Annotated in this window: 30 protein-coding genes and 1 tRNA gene; 12 read left to right on the top strand and 19 right to left on the bottom strand. The window is 61.0% G+C overall.

What is annotated here, in order from left to right; genetic code table 11:
* Positions 1-121: 121 nt before the first annotated feature.
* Positions 122-2185 carry a polyphosphate kinase 1 gene (gene ppk1, locus QCE79_RS09940; RefSeq protein WP_244825734.1) on the bottom strand — a complete coding sequence of 688 codons (2064 nt, stop codon included), beginning with the start codon at positions 2183-2185 and terminating at the stop codon, positions 122-124.
* Between the two features lie 252 nt (positions 2186-2437).
* On the opposite strand from ppk1, the gene ppx reads away from it, so the two are divergent.
* The gene (ppx, locus tag QCE79_RS09935; protein WP_244825732.1) at positions 2438-3949 is read left to right on the top strand and encodes an exopolyphosphatase; all 1512 of its coding nucleotides are present in this window, start codon (positions 2438-2440) and stop codon (positions 3947-3949) included.
* Positions 3950-3967: 18 nt separating this feature from the next.
* Here the strand turns inward: ppx and QCE79_RS09930 are convergent, their stop codons facing one another.
* Positions 3968-4780: a GNAT family N-acetyltransferase gene (locus QCE79_RS09930; protein ID WP_244825731.1), complete on the bottom strand. Its 813-nt coding sequence runs from the start codon at positions 4778-4780 to the stop codon at positions 3968-3970.
* A gap of 139 nt (positions 4781-4919) precedes the next feature.
* Positions 4920-5378 (bottom strand): histidine phosphatase family protein, encoded by a 459-nt coding sequence (locus tag QCE79_RS09925; protein WP_309843842.1) that lies wholly within the window; start codon positions 5376-5378, stop codon positions 4920-4922.
* 138 nt (positions 5379-5516) lie between these two features.
* Between QCE79_RS09925 and QCE79_RS09920 the strand changes: the two genes are divergently transcribed.
* Positions 5517-5593 (top strand) — tRNA-Pro (locus QCE79_RS09920).
* A gap of 80 nt (positions 5594-5673) precedes the next feature.
* Here the strand turns inward: QCE79_RS09920 and QCE79_RS09915 are convergent.
* The 8 genes from QCE79_RS09915 to QCE79_RS09880 all read right to left on the bottom strand — a co-directional run bounded on the left by QCE79_RS09915 (position 5674) and on the right by QCE79_RS09880 (position 10410).
* Complete coding sequence (locus tag QCE79_RS09915) at positions 5674-6759, bottom strand: tyrosine-type recombinase/integrase (protein WP_309843839.1); 1086 nt, start codon at positions 6757-6759, stop codon at positions 5674-5676.
* The gene (locus QCE79_RS09910; protein ID WP_309843836.1) at positions 6759-6974 is read right to left on the bottom strand and encodes a DUF4224 domain-containing protein; all 216 of its coding nucleotides are present in this window, start codon (positions 6972-6974) and stop codon (positions 6759-6761) included. The genes QCE79_RS09915 and QCE79_RS09910 overlap by 1 nt, the downstream gene beginning before the upstream one ends.
* A complete protein-coding gene (locus tag QCE79_RS09905; protein WP_309843834.1) occupies positions 6971-7096 on the bottom strand; it encodes a hypothetical protein in 126 nt (41 codons plus the stop codon). The genes QCE79_RS09910 and QCE79_RS09905 overlap by 4 nt, the downstream gene beginning before the upstream one ends.
* Positions 7093-7416, bottom strand: coding sequence for a hypothetical protein (locus tag QCE79_RS09900; protein WP_309843831.1), 324 nt, complete (start codon positions 7414-7416; stop codon positions 7093-7095). Before QCE79_RS09900 ends, QCE79_RS09905 begins: the two co-directional genes overlap by 4 nt.
* A complete protein-coding gene (locus QCE79_RS09895; RefSeq protein WP_309843829.1) occupies positions 7413-7700 on the bottom strand; it encodes a VRR-NUC domain-containing protein in 288 nt (95 codons plus the stop codon). Before QCE79_RS09895 ends, QCE79_RS09900 begins: the two co-directional genes overlap by 4 nt.
* Positions 7693-7863, bottom strand: a complete 171-nt coding sequence (locus QCE79_RS09890; protein WP_309843826.1) for a hypothetical protein — start codon at positions 7861-7863, stop codon at positions 7693-7695. Before QCE79_RS09890 ends, QCE79_RS09895 begins: the two co-directional genes overlap by 8 nt.
* Positions 7860-8219 (bottom strand): hypothetical protein, encoded by a 360-nt coding sequence (locus tag QCE79_RS09885; RefSeq protein ID WP_309843822.1) that lies wholly within the window; start codon positions 8217-8219, stop codon positions 7860-7862. Before QCE79_RS09885 ends, QCE79_RS09890 begins: the two co-directional genes overlap by 4 nt.
* 70 nt (positions 8220-8289) lie before the next feature.
* Positions 8290-10410, bottom strand: a complete 2121-nt coding sequence (locus QCE79_RS09880; RefSeq protein WP_309843820.1) for a DNA polymerase I — start codon at positions 10408-10410, stop codon at positions 8290-8292.
* Between the two features lie 54 nt (positions 10411-10464).
* Between QCE79_RS09880 and QCE79_RS09875 the strand changes: the two genes are divergently transcribed.
* Entirely contained in the window at positions 10465-10713 is a 249-nt protein-coding gene (locus QCE79_RS09875; protein ID WP_309843818.1) for a hypothetical protein, read from the top strand.
* Here QCE79_RS09875 and QCE79_RS09870 read toward each other — a convergent pair.
* The 8 genes from QCE79_RS09870 to QCE79_RS09835 all read right to left on the bottom strand — a co-directional run bounded on the left by QCE79_RS09870 (position 10710) and on the right by QCE79_RS09835 (position 16694).
* Positions 10710-10919, bottom strand: coding sequence for a hypothetical protein (locus QCE79_RS09870; RefSeq protein ID WP_309843815.1), 210 nt, complete (start codon positions 10917-10919; stop codon positions 10710-10712). The genes QCE79_RS09875 and QCE79_RS09870 overlap by 4 nt on opposite strands.
* A 265-nt stretch (positions 10920-11184) precedes the next feature.
* On the bottom strand, positions 11185-12057 hold the full coding sequence (locus QCE79_RS09865) for a hypothetical protein (RefSeq protein WP_309843813.1): 873 nt from the start codon (positions 12055-12057) through the stop codon (positions 11185-11187).
* A gap of 66 nt (positions 12058-12123) precedes the next feature.
* Positions 12124-12711 carry an ssDNA-binding protein gene (locus tag QCE79_RS09860; RefSeq protein ID WP_309843810.1) on the bottom strand — a complete coding sequence of 196 codons (588 nt, stop codon included), beginning with the start codon at positions 12709-12711 and terminating at the stop codon, positions 12124-12126.
* A 12-nt stretch (positions 12712-12723) separates the two neighbouring features.
* Positions 12724-12915 (bottom strand): hypothetical protein, encoded by a 192-nt coding sequence (locus tag QCE79_RS09855; protein ID WP_309843807.1) that lies wholly within the window; start codon positions 12913-12915, stop codon positions 12724-12726.
* Entirely contained in the window at positions 12912-14204 is a 1293-nt protein-coding gene (locus tag QCE79_RS09850; protein WP_309843804.1) for a DUF2800 domain-containing protein, read from the bottom strand. Before QCE79_RS09850 ends, QCE79_RS09855 begins: the two co-directional genes overlap by 4 nt.
* Positions 14201-14710, bottom strand: a complete 510-nt coding sequence (locus QCE79_RS09845; protein ID WP_404989334.1) for an Nmad5 family putative nucleotide modification protein — start codon at positions 14708-14710, stop codon at positions 14201-14203. Before QCE79_RS09845 ends, QCE79_RS09850 begins: the two co-directional genes overlap by 4 nt.
* A gap of 39 nt (positions 14711-14749) precedes the next feature.
* On the bottom strand, positions 14750-15310 hold the full coding sequence (locus QCE79_RS09840) for a hypothetical protein (RefSeq protein WP_309843799.1): 561 nt from the start codon (positions 15308-15310) through the stop codon (positions 14750-14752).
* 325 nt (positions 15311-15635) lie between these two features.
* Positions 15636-16694 carry a helix-turn-helix domain-containing protein gene (locus QCE79_RS09835; RefSeq protein WP_309843797.1) on the bottom strand — a complete coding sequence of 353 codons (1059 nt, stop codon included), beginning with the start codon at positions 16692-16694 and terminating at the stop codon, positions 15636-15638.
* 84 nt (positions 16695-16778) lie between these two features.
* Here QCE79_RS09835 and QCE79_RS09830 point away from each other — a divergent pair, with 84 nt between their 5' ends.
* The 9 genes from QCE79_RS09830 to QCE79_RS09790 all read left to right on the top strand — a co-directional run bounded on the left by QCE79_RS09830 (position 16779) and on the right by QCE79_RS09790 (position 24838).
* Positions 16779-17015, top strand: a complete 237-nt coding sequence (locus QCE79_RS09830) for a YdaS family helix-turn-helix protein (protein WP_309843794.1) — start codon at positions 16779-16781, stop codon at positions 17013-17015.
* A 188-nt stretch (positions 17016-17203) separates the two neighbouring features.
* Complete coding sequence (locus QCE79_RS09825) at positions 17204-19414, top strand: VapE domain-containing protein (protein ID WP_309843791.1); 2211 nt, start codon at positions 17204-17206, stop codon at positions 19412-19414.
* 202 nt (positions 19415-19616) lie between these two features.
* On the top strand, positions 19617-19844 hold the full coding sequence (locus QCE79_RS09820; protein ID WP_309843788.1) for a helix-turn-helix domain-containing protein: 228 nt from the start codon (positions 19617-19619) through the stop codon (positions 19842-19844).
* Between the two features lie 40 nt (positions 19845-19884).
* Positions 19885-20364, top strand: a complete 480-nt coding sequence (locus QCE79_RS09815; protein WP_309843786.1) for a terminase small subunit protein — start codon at positions 19885-19887, stop codon at positions 20362-20364.
* On the top strand, positions 20361-21929 hold the full coding sequence (locus tag QCE79_RS09810) for a terminase family protein (RefSeq protein ID WP_309843784.1): 1569 nt from the start codon (positions 20361-20363) through the stop codon (positions 21927-21929). Before QCE79_RS09815 ends, QCE79_RS09810 begins: the two co-directional genes overlap by 4 nt.
* A gap of 12 nt (positions 21930-21941) precedes the next feature.
* Positions 21942-22259 carry a hypothetical protein gene (locus tag QCE79_RS09805; RefSeq protein ID WP_309843780.1) on the top strand — a complete coding sequence of 106 codons (318 nt, stop codon included), beginning with the start codon at positions 21942-21944 and terminating at the stop codon, positions 22257-22259.
* Positions 22259-24097 (top strand): portal protein, encoded by a 1839-nt coding sequence (locus QCE79_RS09800; protein ID WP_309843777.1) that lies wholly within the window; start codon positions 22259-22261, stop codon positions 24095-24097. The genes QCE79_RS09805 and QCE79_RS09800 overlap by 1 nt, the downstream gene beginning before the upstream one ends.
* A gap of 10 nt (positions 24098-24107) precedes the next feature.
* The gene (locus QCE79_RS09795; RefSeq protein WP_309843775.1) at positions 24108-24500 is read left to right on the top strand and encodes a hypothetical protein; all 393 of its coding nucleotides are present in this window, start codon (positions 24108-24110) and stop codon (positions 24498-24500) included.
* Positions 24500-24838: a hypothetical protein gene (locus QCE79_RS09790; RefSeq protein ID WP_309843773.1), complete on the top strand. Its 339-nt coding sequence runs from the start codon at positions 24500-24502 to the stop codon at positions 24836-24838. The genes QCE79_RS09795 and QCE79_RS09790 overlap by 1 nt, the downstream gene beginning before the upstream one ends.
* The last annotated feature ends 1 nt before the right edge of the window (position 24839 follow it).

Here is a 24839-nt window from a genome sequence, read left to right as displayed (position 1 = left end):
TTGGTGACTTTCTTTGCAGCCGCAAAGAAAGTTACCCCTCCGCCGGGGAAGCGGCTACTGAAACAAACCGCGCGACAACGGCTCAAGTTCCCAGGAAAAAACCCACCACAAAACCAACACCCTAAGAACAAAACTTAGCCAACAACCCCAACTGCGCATTGCGAATAGACTTCCCCGACCGCCGCTTACGATAATGCCCATCGCTCTGCATGACCCAGGCAGACTGATTATCCCCAAGACAGACGGATAACCCTTCAGCAATCACCCGACGCTTAAGCCGCCGATCGCGAATCGGAAACGCCACCTCGACGCGTCGAAAGAAGTTCCGATCCATCCAGTCCGCCGACGACAGATACACATCCTCTTGCCCGTTCGCATAAAAATAGAAGATGCGATGATGTTCGAGGAAGCGCCCGACAATAGACCGAACGGTAATATTCTCCGAAAGATCCTCCACACCAGGCTTGAGCGAACAAACCCCACGCACGATCAAATCGATTTTCACGCCCGCATGCGATGCCTCGTACAAGGCAGCAATCACGGTAGGCTCGAGCAACGCATTCATCTTCGCGACGATCCGCGCTCGCCGGCCCGCGCGCGCATGCTCCGCCTCGGCGCGAATCGCATCGATCAATTTCGCGTGCAAGGTAAAAGGCGATTGCCACAAAAGATGCAGCGGAATCTCTCCGCCAATTCCAGTCAGCTGCTGAAAGACATGATGCACGTCCTCGCACATCTGCTGATCAGCGGTCATGAGACCGAAGTCGGTATAAAGACGCGCCGTGCGCGGATGATAATTTCCCGTGCCCAAATGCGCGTAACGCTTGAGCACCATCTTGCCGCCCTGCGACACGCGCCGCACGATCAACATCATCTTCGCGTGACACTTGTGGCCAACCACGCCATACACCACATGCGCGCCCACCGCTTCGAGTTGCGACGCCCAGTTGATGTTCGTCTCTTCATCGAAACGCGCCAGCAACTCGACCACTACCGTCACTTCCTTGCCATTGCGCGCGGCCTGCATGAGCGCATCCATCAAGGGCGAATCGGTGCCGGTCCGGTAGATGGTCTGCTTGATCGCCATCACTTGCGGATCTTTCGCCGCCTGCAACAGCAGTTCGAGCACCGGCTGAAAACTCTCGTAAGGATGATGCAGCAGGATATCGCCCTGATCGATCGCATCGAAAAGATTGGTCGTGTTGGCGATCGACTTCGGCACCGAAGGAATGTGCGGCACGAACTTGAGGTCCGGCCTGTCCACCATTTCAGGCAGTTGCATGAGCCGCACGAGATTGACCGGCCCGTTCACGCGATAACAATCGCGCTCGCTCAACTGGCTTTCGTCGAGCAGACGCCGCACGAGATGCGGTGGCGTCTCCGCCGATACTTCGAGCCGCACCGCATTGCCCAGATGCCGCGCGGGCAACTCACCCTGCAAGGCGACGCGCAGATTCGTGATCTCGTCTTCATCGACGAAAAGTTCGCTATTGCGCGTGATGCGAAACTGGTTGCAATTGCGCACGATGAGATGCGGAAACAGCTCGCTCACGAAGTGCTGCATGAACGTGCTCAGCAGCACGAAGCCATGCGGATAACCCGACAGCGCCTCGGGCATGCGCACGAGCCGCGGCAGCGCGCGCGGCGCCTGCACGATGCCCATCATGGCCTGACGGCCGAAAGCATCCGTGCCTTCCAGTTCGACGACGAAGTTCAGGCTCTTGTTCAGCACGCGTGGAAACGGATGCGCCGGGTCGAGGCCGATCGGCGTCAGCACCGGCAGCAGTTCGTTCAGGAAATATTCGCGCGCCCAGGCGTTTTGCTGCTCGCTCCAGCTTTCCGCGCCATGAAAATAGATGCCTTCCATCTCGAGCGCGGGCAAGACGATTTCATGCAGCATCACGTATTGCTGATGCACGAGGCGCTGCGCGCGTTCGGAGACGAGATCGTAGACATGCTGCAGCGACATGCCGTCCGGCGAGAGCGAGCCGGGGTTGTCGCGCATCTGCTCCTGCAGCCCGGCCATGCGGACTTCGAAGAATTCGTCGAGATTGCTGCTCGTGATGCAGATGAAGCGCAGGCGTTCCAACAAGGGAACCGAGATATCGGCGGCCTGCGCCAGAACTCGCTCGTTGAAACCTAGAATGCCCAGTTCGCGGTTGAAGAGCGGATAGCGTATGGACATCGGCTGGGAGAATGGTGTCTCGATCGGAAGGGCAAGGGAACGTTCGGATAGTCTCACAGTAAGATGGCTTTATTGTGACAGAACGATTGTCACAAATTCTACTCACATTGTGGTTAGCGTCGCTAGCGCAGGGCGCGTGATACCGCGGTCGAGCGTGATTCACCCATTGACATCGGCGCATAAGTAGTCGACGTAGAATAGAATCCTGCGCTGCAGCAAAGCGCGCCTCCTCCCACGATCCTTGGACATCCGATGGTCACTCATCCTCATCTTCTTGCCGCGGTCGACCTCGGCTCGAACAGTTTCCGGCTGATCGTGGGGCGGGTGGAAGAAACGCCCGCAGGCAGCCAGATTTACCAGGTCGATGCCTTGCGCGAGGCCGTGCGCCTTGGCGCGGGTCTATCGAAGGACAAAATGCTCGACCGTGCGTCGCAGTTGCGCGGGCTCGAAGCGTTGAAGCGCTTCGGCGAACGTCTGCGCGACTTTCATCCGGATCAGGTGCGCGCGGTGGCCACCAACACGCTCAGGGTGGCGAAGAACGCGCACGAATTCATCGGCGAGGCGGAAAGCGCGCTGGGTTTTCCGATCGAAGTGATCGCCGGTAGGGAAGAAGCACGGCTCATCTACGCGGGCGCCGCGCATTCGGTGCCGGCGAGCGCGGGCAAGCGCCTCGTGGTGGATATCGGCGGCGGCTCGACGGAGTTCATCATCGGCTCCCATTACACGCCGATTCATATGGAGAGTTTGTATATCGGCTGCGTGAGCCACAGCCGCACGTTCTTTCCGGCCGGCAATGTCGACGAATACACCATGCGCCAGGCTGAACTCGCGGCCAAGCGCGAAATCCAGATTATCTCGCGCGAATACAAGCAGACCGGCTGGGATCAGGCCATTGGTTCTTCAGGCACGGCGCGCGCGCTCGCGGAACTCGTCGAAGCGAACGATTTCAACGACCCTGGCATCACGCACGGCATTTCGCGCGGCGGGCTGGAGCGTCTGAAGCGCGCGGTCATCAAGGCGGAGAACGTCAATCGGCTGAAGCTCGTCGCGCTCAAGCCGGACCGCATTCCGGTGCTCGCGGGCGGCCTTTCGATCATGCTCGGCGTCTTCGAGGAACTGGGTATCGATTATGTGGATACCACCGACGGCGCCTTGCGTCTCGGCGTGCTCTACGACCTGCTCGGGCGTTCGCAGCATCAGGACATGCGCACCGTCACCGTGGAAGGCTTCAAGCGCCGTTATGGCGTCGATGCCGCGCAGGCCGAACGCATCGGCTCGCTCGCGATCAGCTTCTACGATCAGCTCGGCGAACCCGATGCGGAACGTCGCGAGGAAGAACGCATGTTCCTCGCGTGGGCTTCGTCGCTTCACGAGATCGGCTTGTCGATTGCGCATAGCGCGTATCACAAGCATTCGGCGTATATCGCAAGCAACGCGGACATGCCGGGCTTTTCGCGCACGGACCAGGCGCGGCTCGCGACGCTCGTGCTGGGTCACGCGGGCAAGCTCGGCAAGCTCGCGCAAGCGCGCGATGTCGACTGGACATTGCTGTTTTGCCTGCGTCTTGCCGTGTTGCTGTCGCGTCGGCGCGCGGATGTGGGGCTGCCCGGCATCGAGGTGAAGAGCGCGGCGGGAGGCTTCGAAGTGCGGCTGTCCAACGAGTGGGTCGCGAGCAATCCGCTCACGGACTACAGCCTCGTTCAGGAAGCCATGGAGTGGGAAAAGATCGGGCGCCCGTATCGCGTGGTCTATACCGGCGATTGACGAACGCCGCGCCTTGAATCAACCGATGAAGTGCCGCGCATAACGCGCGTTGATATCCGACAGGCGGAAGAGGGTAAGAAAGTCCGCCGTGTTGAAATCCGGGTCCCACGCAGGCGCGCCGCATATCTTCGCGCCTAGACGCAGATAACCCTTCACGAGCGGCGGCGGGCTCACTTCCACGCCCGTGCGCAATTCCTCCACCGGCAGCGGCGTATGCGGGAACGCGTGATATTCGGGGGCGGCGAGGGCATCGGCGGCGAGCGAGGTGTAAAGGTTCGCCGCGTAGTGCCCGCCGTCGACCATGCCGACGCTCGCGCAGCCAAGCATCGTTTCGTAGCCGTTGTGCTTCATGTAGGCCGCGAGCCCGCCCCATAGCGACATGATCACCGCGCCGTTGCGGTAGTCGGGATGCACGCACGAGCGGCCCACCTCGACGAGCTTCGGCCGCAGATGCGCAAGCCGCGACACATCGAACTCGCCTTCCGCATACAGCCGCCCAATCCGCGCGGCCTCATGCGGCGGCAGCACGCGATACGTGCCGACCACTTTCAACGTATCGAGATCGCGCACGAGCAGATGATCGCAGTAGGCGTCGAAGACATCGACGTCAAGGCCCGCAGGCCCCGAGAGGTGCGCGCCCATCTCCTCGGAGAACACGCGGTAACGCAGCCGCTGGGCTTCACGCACGGCGTCGCCGGAACGCGCCCACGACACTTGCAGCCGATGCTGGCCGGTGATGGTTTCCGCGGTACGCGGAAGCTGGCGGCGCGAATCGAGCGAGAGCGACGATGACGCTCCGGTTGGCAGGAAGGGCGTCGGCATATCGAGCATTGGCGTTCCTCGGCAGGACGAAAGCTTGAGGGTTTCGGTCCTCGCCAATGTAGTAACGCGCAATGACGCTCGCATGGCATCGCAGTGACGTTTCGATGAAACGACATTCTGTTGAACCTGCGATTACACGGCCTTTCGGCTAGAGCAGATCGGGGTTCGTCACCGCGCGCAGAACGACCTGGCCGTCGCCGTGACGCGAGCGCGACTGGAACCACCAGACGCCTGATTTCTTGATCGACCAGTCCGCTTCGTCGCCGGTCATGAGCCACGCGGCAACGTGTCCGAGCGTAGGCTGATGGCCCACGACGACCACCGTTTCCGCGATGCCATCGGGCCAGCCGGCGGCATCGAGCACGTCCTGTGCATGTCGGCCGGGCGCAAGTTGATCGATCACGCGATACTGATCGCCGAAGGCTTCGACGGTCTGAATGGTGCGCGTGGCCGGGCTTGCGATGAAGACCGCATCGTCGTCGATACGCGCCTTCAGCCACTTTGCGGTGCCTTGCGCCTGCTTGCGTCCGCGCGAGGTGAGTTGACGCGCGAGATCGCTTGCGGCCTGATCTTCGGCTTCGGCGTGACGCCAGAGAATGAGGTTCATCGTTGTCTCCGCGAAATCGAAATGGCAAGAGCTTGCATGACCGGGCGGCGGCCGTCACTCGCTAAAGTGGCAACATTCGTTCCCTCTGCCGGAAGTGTTTGCGGCGTCGCGGCAAGCAAGCTATAATCTGCGGCTTGTCGGAGCGTAGCGCAGCCTGGTAGCGCATCTGATTTGGGATCAGAGGGTCGAAGGTTCGAATCCTTTCGCTCCGACCACTATTTACAAGGCTTTGCAGGTAGCGCAGTTTGCGGTGTCTAATGCAATGTCTAACGGGTGTCTAATAAATTTCTGACACCTACGCCGATTTTGGCACGCGCAGCCGAACGTCCGACACCGGTACGTCGCGCTGCTTTAGGTAAATTTCCGTCGTCTTCGCATCGCTGTGCGCCGCCGCAATCTGCAGCGCCTTGATGTCGTATCCGGCCCGCTCGGCGTCGGTCAGCGCTTTCGCGCGAATATCTTTCACCGTGTAGTTTTCTGCTGTCAGCTCGGCACGTTCGCATGCACGATCCCATGCCGAGCGTACGGCGGTCGCGCCGTACGCCTTGCCGTCGAGCGCATGCACGACCGGCGCACTGCCGATGCGTTGCACGCCGCCGTCGATCTCGATGATCCGAGCGAGCACGGCATCGATCTCGGGCGTAATTGTGAAGTCAACGGCAAGGCCGCTTGAGTCTTCGGTCTTGCTCGGCAGGAAGTGAATGACGCCAGCTGCGCGATCGATCTGGTTCCACTTCAACTCGCGGATGTCCGTCGAGCGCTGCGCGGTCAGATAGCAAAGATCCACGAAGCACTGCATCATCGGTCCGGTCGGTACGATCTGCGTGCGCGTTTCGCCGTCGCGCGTGTAGGTGACGGTCAGCATCGCCGCGCGCACGCGGGCGAAGTGATCGTCGGTGATATAGGTCTTGCGCGCCTTCGGCTTTTTCAGCTTTACTTCGCCGCAAGGGTTCGTGTCGCGCCGGCCATTGTCGACACACCACTGAAAGAAGCCGGACAGGAATGCGCGCATCACGCGCTGCATCGCAAGCTTGTCGGCGTACTTCACCTTGAGCCAGTTCGTGATGTGCGTCGGCTTCACGTCAGCGACGTTCACATTGCGAAAGCCCTTGCCGGCGTAATCACCATACTTCGGCCACGCCTTTTCCTTGTGCTGCGCGGTGTGCTTACGCACGTACTCGTCGATCAGCGGGCGCATGTCGCCCGTGCCTTCGGGGCGTTCGACTTTCTTGCGCTCGGCCGCGAGCCGTTCGACCAGCGTCGTTTCGCTGTCGGTCAGCGCGCACAGGCGAATCCACTTGCCCGAGATCGGCTCGGACCAATACCACGCGCCGTGCTTCGGATATACGCGCGGGTACTTTGCTTTCTTGCGCTCGGCCATTACGAGAAGTCCAGTTCGACGACCGCAGGCGCGGCCGTACCGAGCCCATTCTTGCGCGCACTGAGTGCTTCGAAAGTCTGCCACGTAACAATCAGCCGACCGTCGGCGCTGCGCACGACATCGACGCCGAACGTCAGCTTGAACCATTCGGCTTGTTTGTTGCGGCGACGCTTGCCGGTGATCTGCACCAGCTCGTCTTCAGTCATCAGACTCATAACAAACCTTCCAGATGCGCGATGCCCACGACGCACAAGGCAAACACGCCGAGCGCAACGCGCAAGATGAAATTGAGCGTGTCGAGCGCATCGGCGTCCGACGGTGAGAGTTCAGGCTTCATCGACGCGTCACCAGGCAAAGATCCGCATGCTGGCGCAGCGCGCGACCGTAGCCGACGAGACTGCCTTCGAGCAGCACGGACGGGTACGGCGGGGCGACCGGCTGCGGACGCGCCGTAAAGTACACCGTCGTTTTGCGCCCGCTTTCCGGTTCCTTCTCGCGCTCGCTATGAATGCGGCCGTCGTTGCGCAGCGCGGGCAGCACGCCGTAGACGGCGGTCGCGCGGCGTCCGAGACGCGCCGCGATCTGCGTGATCGACAGGCGTCGACCGCCTTCGAGTATGCGCACGATGTCTTCGGGGGAAAGTGGGCAGCGTTTCATAGCAGTGGGGCGATGTCTTCAATCATTCGGTCGACGGCTGACTTCGAATCAATGCAGCCGTACACCGCGCAGTTCAGTCGGCGCAGTCGCGCGTGCTCGCGGATCTGCGCATCGTTCGGGGTCTTGCCAGTCGCCTTGAGCTCGACGAAAACTATCTTGCCGCTCGGGAAGATCACGATCCGGTCGGGCACGTTGCGCCGGCCGGGGCTAATGAACTTGATCGCCAAGCCGCCCATGTCTTGCATGCGCGCAACGAGATAAGCTTCGACGTCTTTCTCAAGCACGGCGGGCACCGATGTCGAAGTTCATTAGCTCGGCCGCGACGGCTTCGGTTTGGCGGCGCAGCTGCGTTTCGCGGCGCACCGTCTCGCGACGAACCTGATACACGTATTCCATCTCGCGTTTCAGGCGACGCAGCTTGCGTTCGAGCAGATAGCGGCGGATCACAGCGCACCCCCGGCCGCGGCGGTAGTGGCGATCGGGCAGTTCTTCGCCGCGCGCATGGTGTTCAGATCGGACATGCGTTGTGCGGCGCCGACTTGCGCCTTGTGTTCTGCAATCGCGTTGCCGATACCCCAATCGCCGAGAAAGGCCAGCACATCGAGTCCGCTGAACTCGGCCTGCTTGTTGATCGTGTGCTGGATGCCTTGCGTCTTCGCCATCTCGACGTCGATCTCGCGGCACGACAGCGTCGTGCGCTCGAAGTCGGTAACGTCACCGGCCTGCGCGAACTGCTTCGTTGCGCAACCGGTAAGTGTTACTGAGGCGCCAAGTACGGCGGAAAGTAAAAGATTCCGTTTCATGTTAGTTATTCCGCAACGTGTTAGGTATGAGTGAACTATAAGTCGTTAGTCGTCGCCTAACAAGAACTTTTTAGTCCTTTCTGTAGCGTGTTGCTTCGAAGCCGCCGGCAGACAGCGGAATGCCTTGCGCCCACTCGGGCACGGTCGAGATCAGCTCGGAAAGATGGCGGTCGCTGAATTCTTCGCGCGCGGGTGCCTCGGTGATCAGTTCGTCGTGAATCGACAGCACGATCTCGTATCCGGCGTCTTCGACAAGCGGCATGTTGTAAAACAGGATGTCGCGCGCGACGGCTTGGCAAAGGTTTTCGAAGATCTTGCCGCCGTAGGTTTTGACGCGCTGCCATTTGCGTGTGTACTGATTCACGCCCATGTACGAGATGCCGCCCGAGTCGTCGACTTGCGGCGCGATGTAACAGAGCTGCCGGCCGCTCGGCATCTGCACGCGCAGCCACTGACCGTCGCGGCGCATGATGATCGTGCCGATGCGCACCGTCGTGCCCGGTGAGCAGATCGCCTGGACCGCGCCGTCTTTAAGCGCCGGCCAGAACGCGGAGATCGCCGAGTGCGCGTGACGCCAGCCGCGCTTCAGGATGTCGCACGCGACGTAGACGTGTTCTTCGAGCCCGAGCGTGCGCTTCTTTTTGCTGGCCCACTGCCAGGCGCCGCGCGCTTCGCGCACGATCTCAGGGTCAACGATATCGATCGCCTTGAACACAGCCGCGGCGACGTCGTCGAGCTCCATCTTGTACGTCATCGTGAATGTGACGAACGCGCCGACGCCGCCCTCGTAGCCAAGCGCCAGTTCCTGCACCTTCCCAAGCTGGCGCTTCTCTTTGTCGACGTCGCCGACAGTGACACCGAACGATTTCGCGTACGCGAGCTTGTACAGGTCGGCGCCGGTGCCGGCGTCGTACGCGCGGAATGCGTCGAGCTTCCACTGCTCCCCTGCGAGGAATGCCGCGACGCGACCTTCGATGTTCGACAAGTCCGAGACGACGAGCTTCTTACCCTCGGGCGCGATGATCGAGCCGCGCACGATGTTCGACGTGAGTCCCATCACGTTTTCGAAAATGAGATCGGCACAGCCTGACTTCAGCGCGTCGATGCCCATCGCCGTGTAGCGCAGCTTGTCTTCATCTTCGAGCTTCGCGACGCCGAGCTCGCGCGCCATCAGGCCGACGTTCGGGCGCGGCATGTTGCCCGGCTGATACAGGCGATGCGCGACACGGCCGGTGCGGTTTGCGCCGCAGAACTGCTGCAAGCCGCGCAGCCGGCCATCGTGCGACACACCGCGCAGCAATGTCTTGTACTTCGACGAGCTCGTCATCGTCGCTTCGAGCCGTATCGCGAGCAGCTCGCGCAGCACGTCGGGCAGATCGGGATCGTTGATCCGGCGCTCAAGCGTCGACTTCTTCAGATCCGGGAGGTCGACATCGTACTCGGCAAGCAGATGCTTGAGCAGCTTGTCGCGTTGCGTGGCCTTCGTGACTTCGCCGTCGGTGAGATCAACAGTGCGCGATGCAAGATCTTTCTGCGCGCGATCGATGGTCTGCACTGCGGCGCGGGCAAGCTCGACATCCATTTGCATACCGCGCTGGTTGATCTGCACGTCAAGGTGCGACAGCGCAAGTTCGGTCTTGTTGTTCGGGTAGTTCCACTTCGGCATCTTCGCGTGCACTGCGCGCATCGCGCGGATGTCCGACTTCGCATACTCGACGAACTCTGCCCACTCTGTCGGGTGTGTCAGGCGCGTGGCGCGCGAGCCGTCACGGCGTGGCTTGCAGAACAACTGGATCAGCGCCGAGCCGCGCTTGTCTTTTGACTGGTCGAGCGGGATCTTGAAGATCTGACAGAGAAGATCAAGCTTGCCGGGCAGACTATGCTCGTACGCTTGCAGCATCGTGTCGCGCCACTTCGACAGCGGCATGCGCGCGAGCAGCTCGGGCGCGGCGTTGCGCAGCAGCGTGTAATCGAACATGTTGCCGTTCTGCCACCAGAGTTCGTCCGCATCGTCGAGCGCTTCGTCGAGATCCATCGGCATCGCGTCGCCCGCAGTGCGATCCCACTCGTAGACTTCGCCGTCGTCAACGGCGTACGTCACGAGCATGATCTCGGCGGGCTCGGCATAGATGTGCGTGCCGCTGCGCAGCGGTGTCAGGCTGTAGGTTTCGAGATCGAGCCAGAGTTTCATGCTTGTTCCGTGCTTTGCGGCATACTGTGGTCCCAACTTCTATCGGGTGATGTGATGGCCAATGTGACAAGGGCGTGGCTGGACGACGAGAAGACGACAGGCGACTGGGTTCGGCTTAAATATGAAGTAGGCGGCAAGATCAAGAATGCAAAGATCAGCAATTCTGCTGTCAGTACGTTGATGACTCCGACACCGACCGCTGATGAGTTGAATCACCTTTTGATCAAACTCGTTGCTGTCCAACTCGCCTTGCACCCGAACGAGGCCGACTTCCTGCTCGTCACGCCATTGAGATTTGACTAAATAAGGTCTGCGCCGTCGAGCTCGAACACCGCTTCGACGACGGGCGCAAACGTCATGCGCTTCGTCGGGGCTTTTTGGCTGCAGATCTCGAAGACTTCGCCGACTAAGCGGTCTTGCACTTCGAGCAACCATTTACAAGCGGCGCGGAACGTCGGTGCTTCTTGAAGCACGGTGTCGGTGCCAGCTGCGCGAACAATGTGTTTCATTTCAATTCCCTAATAAGTAGTCCGAAACGGCAGTGCCTGAACTTTCCGCCCTATGGTTTAAGCGATCGCGGTTTGCGCACCCTGCAGCCGTGAATAGCGTCCATACGGGCGGCGTGCAGTTAGCGAGTAAAGGCGTTGGCGCCGCGCTGCCGGGCGCGGCTCGGATAGATCGCCCCGAGAAGTCGTTGCTTTGGAGTGGCGTGCTTACCGCCAAGCAAACACACCACCCCAAAACACCCTGCGCGGGGACGCAGGGCGCAATGCCTTACTGCGCGTCTGCAGCTTCGACGTCGATGCGCGAGCGCACCTGGTCGAAGAACGCGTCGGCCGCATGCTTCAGTTCATCGCTCACGTTGACGATCTGCCCGACCGCGTACAGCGTGTCGTTTTCGAGCTGGTCGGCGACGATGTGCTTGCTCTTTGCATTGAGCGTCGAGCCGCTGCCAGCCGTCGGGCCACCCGTGGGCGAGTTGCTCACCGAGTCGGTGACGGGAGGCGTCGTCGGATCGAGCGGCGTGCTGGCGTCAGCTGCGGCCGAGTCAGCGACAGGGGCAGGTACGGACGGGGCAGGTTCCGCGTCCCCGGTGGATGCATCGGCATCCGCCGGGGTATCGACGTTTCCCACGTTCGGTTTCTGCGCGCCGTAAGTGACGTCTTGATCGGTGCCGGCATCCGGCGCCGGGGGTTCGGTGGCCGACGCTGCGGTGCCGTCACCGGGTACCGTCGGATCTTCCGCGACCGGCGTGGTGGTCGTCGGAATCGTGGTGGCGGGCGTGGTCGGGTCGTTGACGACAGGGTCGCCCGCTGCGGTGGTTCCACCATCGGCCAAAGGGGCTGCGTCAGCGTCCGATCCCAGAAGCGTAGACGCCGCGCCGCTGGATGCCGGTGGGGTTGCCAACGGGTCCGTATCGGTCGCTGACGACGTATCGGTCGAAGACGCGGTCGTGCCAGACGTAACCGACGGCGCCGTGACCGACGCAGCGCCATCGGTCGATGCGTTTCCCGAGTCGGGCGCCGGCGGCGCGTCGATCGTGACAGGCGTCGAGTCGTCGACGATCTCGAAGTCGGCTTCGTTTGCGAAGTCGACGGCCGGGGCTTCGAAGACGTCGCCCGTGGATTTAGCTTTGATCTTAGCCATGATGGGGTATGTTCCTTGCAAGGTGGAGGAGTTGACCGGCGCTCGAACGCCGGCCGATGCTTCCTGTTATGCCAAGTCGTCTTCGGTCTGCGGCGCGTCGATGGAATCGAATTCGTCTTCGTCCACCGGCGTGCCTGCGCTGAAGGCGTCACCGTCTTTCACGAACTGCACGCCGCGCAGCGTCGCGCGGATGCCCTTGCCGTACTTGTTGTCCTGCGCCCAAACTTCGACCGTGCCGTTCACATAGCAGCCTGCGTACGGCTTGCCGTCGGCAACCGTCAGCGGCGACTTGTCGCGATCGATCACGATCGGACGGCCCTTGTATTGCGGGCGCGATGCGGACAGAACGAAGTTGCCTTCGTAGCCGTCGTAAGACTTCAGATCCCCGTCGTACCAGCAGCACTTCTGCGGGTTATTTGCAAGCGACTTCAGGACGGCCGCGGCCTTGTCCTTCCACTTTTCTTTCGCAACTTCCTCGATGACCTTCTGCATCGTTGTTTTCTTCCAGCTGCCGTCGGCTTGCTTGAGCATGACGGGCGTGTCTTCGGTCTGAAGGAACGCGCCGCGATACGCGAACGGGCCTTGACCTTCGAACTGCACGGCTTCGAACAGGTCGGGGAACGACAAACGTGCGGATTGGAGTTGAACGATCATTTGGAAAACCTCTTATTTAAAGAATCTCGGGTAATAAAAACGGACACGCGCAATGGCTGCTTCGATGTGGGCCGTGCGCGCTGCTTCGCCGGTAATGCCTTTCGCTTCATTCGCCGCCCGCGCCAAGATCTCGCGCGCCTCGGGCGGCAATAGCGCGCTGATTACACTAGGCTGCGTCGGGGTAGGGTAGGTGCGTGCGTTCATACGAGATCGCCCCCGTCGTCTTCCACGGTGACGGCTTCGAAGTCATCAGCGGGCGGCGCAATCACAAGCGCGGGCCGGGCGTCAGACTCGGGCGCGACGGACGGCTTGCCGTCGGCCTGCGTGACGAGCGCTTCGGCTTTCTTCCAGCGGCGTGGCGATTCCTTCGCGAGTAGCTTCTCGGCTTGCGTTGGACTGATCACCTTGAACGTGTACATTTCGTCCTGCTTCAGCCGCATGGACTTCAGCAGTGCTTCTGCCTCGTTCGTGTCAGACCACTTGCGTGCGCCGCGCCGGCCTTGTACAAGCTTCACGCCGGGCACGGCGTGACCGGTGAGCAACTCGGCTTCAATGCGCCCGCGCACAGCCTTCATCCAGCCGTCAATCAGATCGAGCGACTCGTAAATGATCCCGAGGCGATCGTTTCCGAGCAATTCGACATCGAACGACGTTGTCTCGGCTTGGGCCAAAGCTTCGAAGTCAGCTCCGATCGATTGCTCGACATGCGCCGCGAGCGCCGGGCAGACAGCCTTCGCCTTGCAGAACTTGCACTGCTTCTCGCCGGGGTTGAAGTCCGACAGCGCGAGCGGCACGAAGTCGACCGACTCGACGTAGAGCATCGCTTGCTCGGCCGCAGGCTTTGCGGTTTCGGCAATCCACGTCAGCAACTCGTCGGGCGTTAGCGTCCACTCGCTCGGCTTCTCGGCTATGCGCGGCTGGTGAATGAAGATCGTGACTGCGTCGAAGTCGTGGAACGCGCTGTGTTCCTCGTATGCCGCGCCGGCGTACATCATTCCTTGGTAGTTGTTTTCGGCAACCACCGCGACGCCGCGGCCGAACTTCAGGTCGCCGACGCAGATCTCGGCACGATCCGGCCAGGTCGCGATCAGCACACAGTCGCTCGTGCCTTTCGCGCCTTTCTCGCCCGTAATGTGCTCGATCGACAGGCGCTGCTCGAACAACGCTTCGACCTTGGCGCCAGCCAGCAGGTACGCTGCGATGCGATCGCGCACGCCGTCGACATAGAGCTGCACCGCGTCGGCCATCTCTTCATCGACTTCGAACTCGCGTTCTCCGACCTTGATGATCCGGCCCATGTAAGCCGTGGTGTCAGCCGAAGCGTCGAGACACCACTTCGCGAGCTCGTGCGCGGCCGTGCCTTCGTCGGCGTACTCGCTGCTGTCGTCGGGCTGGCCGAGCTGCGCGGCGGTGGACGCCTTGCAGCTGATCCAGGTGTAGGCCGACGACGGCGACAGGAGCGCGTGCGTGCGTTCTTCGGTTTGCGTGCTCATTTCTGCACCGCAGCCTTACGCGTCGCGGGCTTCTTGCCTTTCGGCCAGCCAGCGGCAACGAGATCCGACACAAGATTTGCGACAACAGGCACCGAACGATCCTGTGCGGGCGTCGTTGCCTTCAAGTAAGACGCGAACTCGGGCAGTCGATCGTGTGCCTGCTCGACGGTGTTGCACGAATAGATGACCGCACGGATCTTTGACTGCAGCGCGTCGCGCGCCTTGATCTGTGCGTCAGCATCACGCGCCATCTTCTCGATCGATTCCCAGAAGGCCGAGTCGGCCTTCATGTGTTTAATCGTCTCCTCGTCGTCGAACGAGACAACAGAGACGCGCGAGAGCGGGCGAGGCAATTGCCACAAGTAGTCGGTCTTAAACCAGTGGCTATGTTCTTTATAAACAGCTTTCAGCTTCGGCGGGAGATGGTCGATCGCCCACTTTTGCACCGCGACGCGAGCGGCTTCGTGGTAATCGACGTTCGGCACGTCGTCGAGAACGGCGCGCACGAAGGCGTCGCGGTCAAGGTTAGTCAGTCGCATCGCGGCTTACTCCATCGAAGCCGTGGCGTCGATGTGGCCGGCGAGCACGCCGAGGCACATCTGATACACGGCCGGGTATTGCTTCTCGTCGAGCCCTTTCTTGTCGGCCTTCGCCGTGATCGCCTGCGCGCCGAAGCGACCGAGCACGGCTTCGGCTTGCTCGCGACCGACCAGGCGATTAATACCGAGCACGGCGTCTTTCATGTTCGCGAAGTTCGGGTCGAGATCCTTGAGCTTCGCGTACAGCTCGGCGGTCTTTTCAGCCCACGGCAGCGAGCCAGGCTCAGCGTCACCCGCAGGCGCGGATTCGTTTGCTTGGGCCGGCGTCAACTGTTCGCCAGACGGGGAATCGGTCGGCTCCGCAGCCGCCTGCCTGTTCTCCGCAGTCGACTTTTTTGCGGTGTTGTCCTGCAGTTCCTTCTGCGCCTTGACGACCGCTTTCACGGCGGGTGAGGAGGCGGCTTGCGCGCTGGCCTGTGCGGTTTGCAGGGCGCCAGCAGCGGTGAGTGCGGCGATCAGCTCGCGCATGACGGCGGTATTCTCAGTGAGTGCGGCTTCGAGCGACATGAGTACTCCTAACAGGTACGTTGAAAATGTGAGCGAAAAAAGCGACGTGGTTACGACAGATCGATGTCGAACGCGGTGTCGTACACGTCGCCGCACTTCACGATGGCGACAGCCGTGACCGCGACCACGATCCAGACGGCGGCGAGGATAAGCAGGAAGGGATGCATGGCAGCTCCGGTTCGTGTTAGCCGTTGTTAGTCAATGCCCTACGGCATGGATCGAAATGTATGCCAGCAGGAAACGCGTGTCAAGCGTTACACAACATCCAAGACGAAAAAATACCCGCGCTTGGGCGGGTATCGTTTGAAATCAGGAAGTTACGGTCTCAAAACTGGCGCCACATTCCAAGCACGCGCCCCACAACAATGATCTCTGGATTGTCGAGCATGTCGATGTCGTCGGTGATACTGCGTTCAGAATTCATCGCGTATAGAGTCGGTCGCCCTTCCATGCTGGTCATGAACAAGCGTAACGACGAGGTGTTTGTAGCCATATGCCTAATGACAACGACATCCATCTCTTGGACGGTCTGAGCTGGATCTACGGCAATCGTGTCGCCTTCACGGATAGTGAGCAAGCCCCCTTCAGGGTCGTAGAACTCATCACTCTCGATGGACAACGCAAAGGTGCCAGGGTTACACGGGAAGGGGCATCGGATTGCGTCTTCCCTCAGGTCGTTGCGCAGGGTGCTGTATCCGAAAACATTCGCTGATACGTTTTTCGGAAGCATTAATCTACCGCCAGTTCGGATACCTCGAAATGCGACCCGGTCTGGATCGTACAAGGGGCTGTTCCTGTACCGCTCCATCGCTGCGTTCTCATCATCGGGGTCGTCAACGATCCAATATCCGGCATCACGCCACCGCAGTAGGGGAATGCGACCGTCAAACTGCACGCGGAGCTTGGCCAAACGGTCCATTAATTCATGGCGAAGATCGTCATTTTCGATACCGCCAGCTAGAGCAGCGACGTCACGTAACAAGCTTGGCAATGCATAGCTCGTGCCCCTGAGGGCACCCGGGCCTAGATCGGTCGTCTGGTGATGAACAATGTGGTTGCGCCAATTCATGGAAGCCAACTTGGCTTCTGTCTCACGTATTTGCTTGCGCACGCCCTCATTGAGCTTAGCGACCTTGGATGCTGGCAGGATGTGTTCGACATCTATAGTTTCTTTGCCGGTGAGCAGATAGTCGACGGTTGTCTGTAGTAAATCTGCTAACTCTGGAAGTTTCTCAAAGTCCGGTCTGCTACTGCCAGATTCCCAAGCCGAGACAGATGATCTATTGATCCCAAATCGGTCGCCTACTGCCTGCAGAGTCAGCCCACGAGCTTTGCGCAGCTCGCGTATTCGATCCCCCATCGTTTGTTCTTCTGTGTTGACCATAGCAAATCCCCAAAATGTTGATTGACGGCACCCAACACGACGCCTAACATATGTTGTGTATTGACTAACCGCGACGGAGTTCGCTTGTCCATCATCAAGAACGCAATCCTCGAAGCGGGCGGCGCCGTGGCTGTGGCCCGGGCATTCGGGATCGATCGCATCTCCGTCTATAACTGGGTCTACAAAGACGAAGTGCCGGCCGGTCGCGTAGTCCGTCTGGCCGAGCTCACGGGCTGGAAACACACGCCCCATGCGCTCGCACCGAATCTCTATCCGAACCCGACTGACGGGTTACCTGTAGACGTGTCAGGTATCACCTAACACGATCCAAAAGTAGCTTAACGCAAAACCCTTGTAAAGCAAAGACTTACGAGGGCGGGGAACTTTTTGTCTGAGGAAACTGCGATGCAGTCAATAACGACGGGCGTTTGCGACGGTTTAGAGCAATTGTTCGCTCAAGTTTCCGCTTTGTGCGCCGACGCGCGTAACTGTGGTGCCTGGGGAACAACGTGAATAAGCAAATTCTCGTCGACGCGCTCGCGCCGATCGTCTCGCGTGTGGTCACGTCGCACTGTTGGGTGAAGCGTGACGGCGATCTGTCGCACATCCGCCAGGCGCTGACACCGGCCAAGCTTGCGCATCACGTGAACGGTGGGCCAGCGTACGGCGCGGCGCAGATCGAGCCCGGTGCGAGCGTGACGCGTATCGCGTTGCTCGATCTCGATTCACATAAGGGCGAGACGCCGTGGAGCGAGATGCAGGCGGTCACGCAGCGCGTTCTCGATGCGCTTGCCGAGACAGGCTTGCGTGGCATTCCGTTTCGGTCGTCGGGCGGCAACGGCATTCACATCTATATGTTATGGGACGCGCCGCAAGACGCGTACAGCGTGCGCGTCGCGCCTCGCGAAGCCATCGAGACGTGCGGCTTCACTGACGGTGTGAAGGGCGTGTCGGCGGGGCAGATCGAATGTTTCCCGAAGCAGAACAGCGTACCCGCCGACAAGTGGGGCAACATGTTCGTGCTGCCGCTCGCGGGCAAGTCGGTGCCGCTCGATACGTTCGAGCTCGAAGACATGCCGAAGGAATACGCCGCCGATATCGATTGGACGATATCCGATCCGGTACCGATGATCGAGCGCGAAGCCGCCGCCGCGCCCGTCGTGGGTGAGATGCCCGTCGAGCTCGCGCAGCTGCGCGAAGCGCTCGCCGCGATCCCGAACTCGGGCGATGACGAGCTCGATTACGACGAGTGGCGCAACGTGATGTTCGCGCTGCACCACGCCACAGACGGCAGCGATGATGGTCTTGCGCTCGCGCACGAGTTCTCGGCACGTTCGAGCAAGTACGACCCGACGTTCCTTGACGAGCGCGTTTGGCCGCATATCAAGCACGGGCACGACGGCGAGCGCGGCGCGATCACCGGTCGCACGATCTTGCATATGGCGCGCGAGCACGGGTGGCAAGAATCGCTCGAAGATGACTTCGAGATCGTGCCGCTCGCGCCTGGCGAGAAGCCGAGCCCGAAGCGTCCGTCGTATCGGCGCAACGGTCAGGGTGACATCCTCGCGGTGATCGAGAACGTTGTAATCGGGCTCGAAAACCCGAACGAAGTGGGCGTCGACATCCGCTTTGACGAATTCCGCGCTGAGATCATGCTCGCGCAGGCCGGCAGTGGCGAATGGCGCACGCTGACGGACGCCGACTACACCCGGTTGCAGATCCGGCTTGAGCAAATCGGGTTCAAGAAGCTTTCCAAAGAGATGATGCGCGACGCGGTGTGGCTCGTTGCTGACGACCACCGCTTCGACAGCGCCGTCGAGTGGATCGAGACGCTCGAGCACGATGGCGTCGCGCGCATCGAAACGTTCCTGCACCAATACATGAGCGTGCCCGACACACCCTACACACGTGCGGTGTCTCGTTATATGTGGACCGCGCTCGCGGGTCGCGTGCTGGCGCCGGGCTGCGAAGCGCCGATGGTGCCGGTGTTCATCGGTGGGCAGGGTGCGGGCAAGACGCGCTCGGTCAAGGCCATCTCCCCGGCCGTTGACTTCTACACCGAATTGAACCTGGCCGACCGGGATGCAGACGCGTCGCGCGTGATGCGCGGCCGACTCGTGCTTGAACTTGGCGAGCTGCGCGGGCTGCACACCCGTGATTCGGAGTCGATCAAGGCGTTCATCAGCCGCACTCACGAGAATTGGGTTCCGAAGTTCAAGGAGTTCAGCACGCAGTTCGCTCGGCGCTTTCTCTTCTTCGGCACCACCAATCAGGAAGAGTTTCTGGCCGACGAGACGGGGGAGCGGCGCTGGTTGCCGATCCGCGTCGGGCGGTGTGACGTCGCCGCAATCGCGCGTGACTGCCTGCAGCTTTGGGCCGAAGCGCGCGACGTTTTCGAGCTTGCAGGCATCGATTGGCAAGACGCCGAGAAGCTGGCCGCGGACGTCCATGCCGAGCACAAGATCAGTGATCCGTGGGCGCCGATCGTTCAAACGTGGCTCGAAACACCGGAAGAATTCGACGGTGAAGACGACACGCCAGGAAAACGCGAATTCTTGCAGGTTCACGAAGTTCTAGTCGGTGCGCTGCGCATGGACGCAAAACAGATTGGAAAGCGCGAAGAACAACGAATTGGCAGAGTTTTGCAAGCTCTCGGCTTCGTGCGGGGTCTGCGTCGGGTGAACGGTAAGCCCACAAGGGTGTGGGAAAAGCCCGACTGATACCACCGTAACCACCTGCCTAGCGCAGTTGGTTACGCCTGAAAGCCTTATCCAGTAAGCGATGCAACCACCGTAACCAACGTAACCAACTACTTTAATAATTACGCGTGTGAATAGTAGGGCGTTTTAGAAGGGAATAGAAAAAAGATGGTTACGGTCGGTTACGTCGGTAACGGTAAAAAATTGCACGTTGAGGTGCCGAATGAACAAGCGATTAGTCGGCGTGAATGAAAAGGGTTTGCGCGTGGGGCAGGACCACCAACACGCCAAGTTGTCGGACCGTGATGTCGAGCTGATGCGGCAGCTTCGGGAAGGCGGAATGTCGCAGCGAGACATTGCCGAGAAGTTCGAAGTCTCGGTGAGCCTGGTCGACAAGATCGTGAATTACCGCCGTCGCACGCAGATGCCGGTGAAGTTCAGGCCGGTGTGATTCGCACATATCGCGTCAGGCATCGCGCAACATGCGGCGCATGGCACACAGCACTTACACCCCCGATCTGGCTGCAGAAATTTGCAAGCGAATTGCGCTAGGCGACTCGCTGCGCACGATTTGCGATCTGGATTCGATGCCCGATCAAACCACGGTGTACCGGTGGCTGCGCGAACGTGAAGACTTCCGCCAGCAATACGCACGTGCGCGAGAAGATCAAGCCGAGCACTATCTCGACGAGATCATCACGATCTCAGACGATTCGAGCCGCGACACGATCCACGGCGAAGATCGGGACATGCCGAATAGCGAGTGGATTGCCCGCTCGCGCTTGCGCGTCGATGCCCGCAAGTGGGCGATGTCCAAACTAGCGCCGAAGAAGTACGGCGATAAGCTCGATCTCACGAGCGCCGGCGAATCGCTTAACCTGACGCCCGAACAGCGTCAGTCGAAGATGGCGGCGATAGCGGCCGCAGCCGCGAAACGCAGAGCCGAAGACGACGGCAGCGATCTCGTATGACCCCCGCCGATTACGAAGCCCTGCGCCCGTACATGACGGACGCGGAAAGGGCTGAATTCGACGCGCTGCTGGCTTCGTACGAGCCGCCCCTATGGGAACCCTTGCCGGGACCGCAATCGATCGCCTACGGCTCGGATGCTGACGTCATCGGATTCGGCGGCGCAGCTGGCGGTGGCAAGACCGATCTCGCGATTGGCAAGGCACTCACGCAGCATCGCAAGTGCATCGTGGTGCGGAAAAACGGTACTGAGCACGTCGGCATGGTTGATCGCATGGCCGAGTTGCTCGGCAATCGTGATGGATGGAGCTCGAAGGATGCGATCTGGCGCCTGCCGAAAGTGCAAGTCGAGTTCGGCTCAGTGCCGAACATGGGCGACGAGCAGAAGTACCGCGGCCGGCCGCACGATCTGATCATCTACGACGAAGCCGCCGAGATCCCCGAGTTCCAGATTCGCTTCCTGATGGCGTGGAACCGGACGACCGACCCGACGCAAAAGTGTCAAACGCTACTAACGTTCAACCCGCCGTCGAGTGCCGAGGGCAGATGGCTGATCGCGTTCTTCGCACCGTGGCTCGATCGCAAATACCCGGGCAAGCGCGCCGCACCTGGTGAGCTGCGCTGGTTCGCCACGCTCGTGCAAGGCAGTGACGTGCGCGATGTGGAAGTCGCAGGCCCCGAGCCATTCGAGCACAACGGCGAGATGGTGCACCCGCGCTCGCGCACGTTCATTCCGTCGCGCGTGACCGATAACCCGCACCTGGTGGGCACGAACTACGTGTCGCAGCTCCAAGCGCTGCCCGAACCTCTGAGGTCGCAAATGCTTTACGGCTCTTTCGAAGCGGGCATGGAAGACGACGCCATGCAGCTGATCCCCACGGCTTGGGTCGACGCGGCAATGGCGCGATGGAAAGAACCGAACGTCAAGCCGCCGATGGACTCGGTCGGCGTGGACGTGGCGCGCGGCGGGCGCGACAAAACCGTGATCGCACGTCGGCACGGCATGTGGTTCGACAAGGCGATCTGCTACGCCGGCACGGCAACACCGGACGGCCCGACCGTGGCCGGATACGTGATCGCAGCGACCCGCGACAACGCGCCGATGCACATCGACGTGATCGGCGTGGGCAGCTCGCCATACGACTTCCTGAACAACGCGCGCCTGCCTGCAATCGGCGTGAACGTGTCGGAAGCCGCGCGCGGCGTCGACAAGTCCGGCCAGCTCCGCTTCTTCAACCTGCGCACCGAGCTTTGGTGGCGCATGCGCGAGGCGCTCGATCCGGCAGCGAACAACGGCATTGCGCTGCCGTCTGAACCCGAGTTGCTTGCCGATCTCTGCGCGCCGCGCTGGCGCGTGCAGGGCAAGACCGTGCAAGTCGAGTCACGCGACGACATCGTGAAGCGCATCGGGCGATCGCCTGATCACGCATCGGCCTACATCCTGGCGCTGATCGACACACCGAAGATCGCCGACTTACGCGCACATACCGCCCATCGTGACGAATACGATCCGTACGCATATCAGCGCCCGACCGCGCGCCGCGGCGAGCACAACCCATACGGATAAAAGGAACTCGCCATGTGCAACCCGATCGCCATCGGTATTGCCGGCTTAGCACTGAGTGCCGGCACGGCGGTCGCGGCGCACGTTCAACAGAACCAAGCGGCCGCCGACGCACGAGGCGACGCCGATAAAGCAAAGGCCGCAGCGGGCACCGCGCAGAAAGCGACAGCCGCCGACACGTCCGGAGTGAGCGCAACTAGCGGCGCGGCAACCGCAGGCGTGAACAGCGGACCCGCTTCCACGCTGCTGACCGGTGCGGGCGGCGTTTCAAACTCTTCGCTCAATCTCGGCGGGCTGACCGGGCTCGGCGGCAACACGCTTCTGGGCTCGTAATGGCGCGCACGCTACTCGCTGACGACACCGCCGAGAATCCGCAGGCCGATAAGCCGAGTCAGACGGGCGGCAACGCAAAGCCCATCAAGACGCGCAAGGAATTGCATCTGCAGCGTTGGGTCGCGCTCAAAAACGAGCGCTCGTCATGGATGCGCGAATGGCGCGAGATCAGTGAAGTGCTGCTGCCGCGCGCCGGACGCTTCTTCGTCGAAGACCGTAACCGCGGCAATCGGCGCAATCAGAAGATCTTCGACTCGACCGCGACTAAGTCGCTGCGCGTGCTCGGCGCCGGACTGATGGCCGGTGCCACGTCGCCCGCGCGCCCGTGGATCTCGCTGAAAACACCGTATCGCGACCTGAACAAGAAACAGGCCGTGAAGCTCTGGTGCGCCGAAGTCACGAAGCTGATTCTCGACGTCTTCAATCGCTCGAACGTGTATCGCTCGCTGCATTCGATGTACGAGGAAATCGGCGCGTTCGGCACGGCGACGTCGATCATCATGCAGGATTACAACGACGTGATCCGGATGTACCCGCTGACCGCCGGCGAATATGCGATATCGACGAACGACAAGGGCGAAGTCGACACGCTGTACCGCGAATTCCAGCTGACAGTCGCGCAACTCGTGAAGAAATTCGGATACGAGAAGTGCAGCGACAACACACGCCGCATGTACGACAAGGGCAATCTCGACGTGTGGCGCACGGTCATTCATTGCATCGAGCCGAACGAAGACCGCGACCCGAGCAAGTCGGACGCGCGCAACATGGCCTGGACGTCGACCTATCTCGAACTTGGCGGCTCGGCCGACTCGCAGCAGACCACCGGCCAGGCCGTCACGGGCGGCGATAACGCCGAGCTGTCGGTGTCTGGCTTCCGCAAGTTCCGCGTCGTCGCGCCGCGCTGGTCGACCTTCGGCGGCGATATCTACGGCAGCGGACCGGGCAGCGACGCGCTTGGCGACATCCGCCAGCTACAGCACGAGCAGCTGCGCAAGGGTCAGGCCATCGACAAGATGACGAACCCCGCGCTTCAAGTGCCGACGTCGATGAAGAATCACGATCTCGACACGCTACCGGGCGGCGTCTCGTACGTGGACAGCGCACAGCCGAGTGGCGGCATTCGCACGGCGTACGAGGTCAATCTTCGTCTCGACTACTTGCTCGAAGACATCAACGATGTCCGGGCACGGATCAAGAGCGCGTTCTACGAAGACCTGTTTCTCATGCTCGCGAACAACGTCAACGCGAACATGACCGCGACGGAAGTCGCCGAGCTGCACGAAGAAAAGATGCTGATGCTCGGACCGGTGATCGAGCGCCTGCACGACGAGCTGCTTAAGCCGCTGGTCGACGCGGCGTTCGACATCCTGGCCGAAGCGGGCTTGCTGCCGCCACCGCCACCCGAGCTCGAAGGTATGTCACTGCAGGTCGAGTTCATCTCGATTCTCGCGCAGGCGCAAAAGCAGATCGGTACCAACGCGATCGACAAGTTCACGATGGCGCTCGGCGGCATTGCGACGTTGCAGATCAACGCGCAGCAGCAGCCGACCGTGCTCGACAACTTCGATCCGGACGGCTGGTACGAAACCTACGCCGATGCGCAGGGCGTTGACCCTGCGATCAGTGTCGACCCCGATCAGCGCGATCAGTCGCGCCAGCAGCGCGCGAAGGCGCAAGCACAGCAAGCCGCCGCAGCGCAAGCACAGCAAGCCGCCGCAGCGCAAGCACAGCAAGCCGCCGAGACAGCGAAGACGGCCGCGCAGGCACCGACGCAAGGTGGTGGCAGCAACGTGCTGTCTGACGTCATGAACAACCTGACCGGATATTCGCAGTAGGGGGCGAGACATGCAGCCACAGCAATCCACCCGAGCCGTAAGCGACACCGACACATTCCGTGTACGGCAAGACGGTCAGCTCGTGCACGTGGCCGCATCCGATGTTCTCGCGTACGCGCAGGCCGGCGTCGCGAAGATGAACGGTCAACTCTCGACGGCTGCATCGACCACCATCACGAGCGCGAGCCCATACCGCACGCGCGTGAACAACGCCAGCGCGAGTACCGTGGTGCTGACGACGAACGCAGCCGACGACGAGACGCACGTGATCGTGAACGTCGGTGCGGGAACCGTGACCGTCAACTACCCCGGCCGCACTGGCCCGAGCACGAAGGCGATTGCGCAAGACAACGCGCTGACGTTCGCGTACAGCAAGGCGCTCGGCTACTGGACGATCGAATAATGGCCTACTCCAAAGGTGTGATCTGGCGGGATATCGACAACCCAACGTCGGGCATGACGGTGAACGTACCCGTCACTGCAGCCGACGCAGGAACACCGATCAATCTTTGCATCAACAACACGTCGTTGCTTCTGGCGATCACGCTGGTCTTTCCGATCACCGGCGTGCAGGACGGGCAGAGCGTGCGCATCTTGCCGCAGAACGCGATCACGACCGTGACCACGAACGTCGAATCGGGCGGCTTGCTGCAAGGCTTGCTCACAAGCCTGCTTGCGGGCGGCAGCGGCATCTATCAATTCCGTGCCGACAAGAAGCTTTGGTACAAGCTCGCTAGTTAAG

The sequence above is a fragment of the Caballeronia sp. LZ003 genome, assembly GCF_031451465.1.
Classification (GTDB): domain Bacteria; phylum Pseudomonadota; class Gammaproteobacteria; order Burkholderiales; family Burkholderiaceae; genus Caballeronia.
Note: the sequence above shows the minus strand (reverse complement) of the source record. Positions and strands in the feature narration are given on the sequence as shown.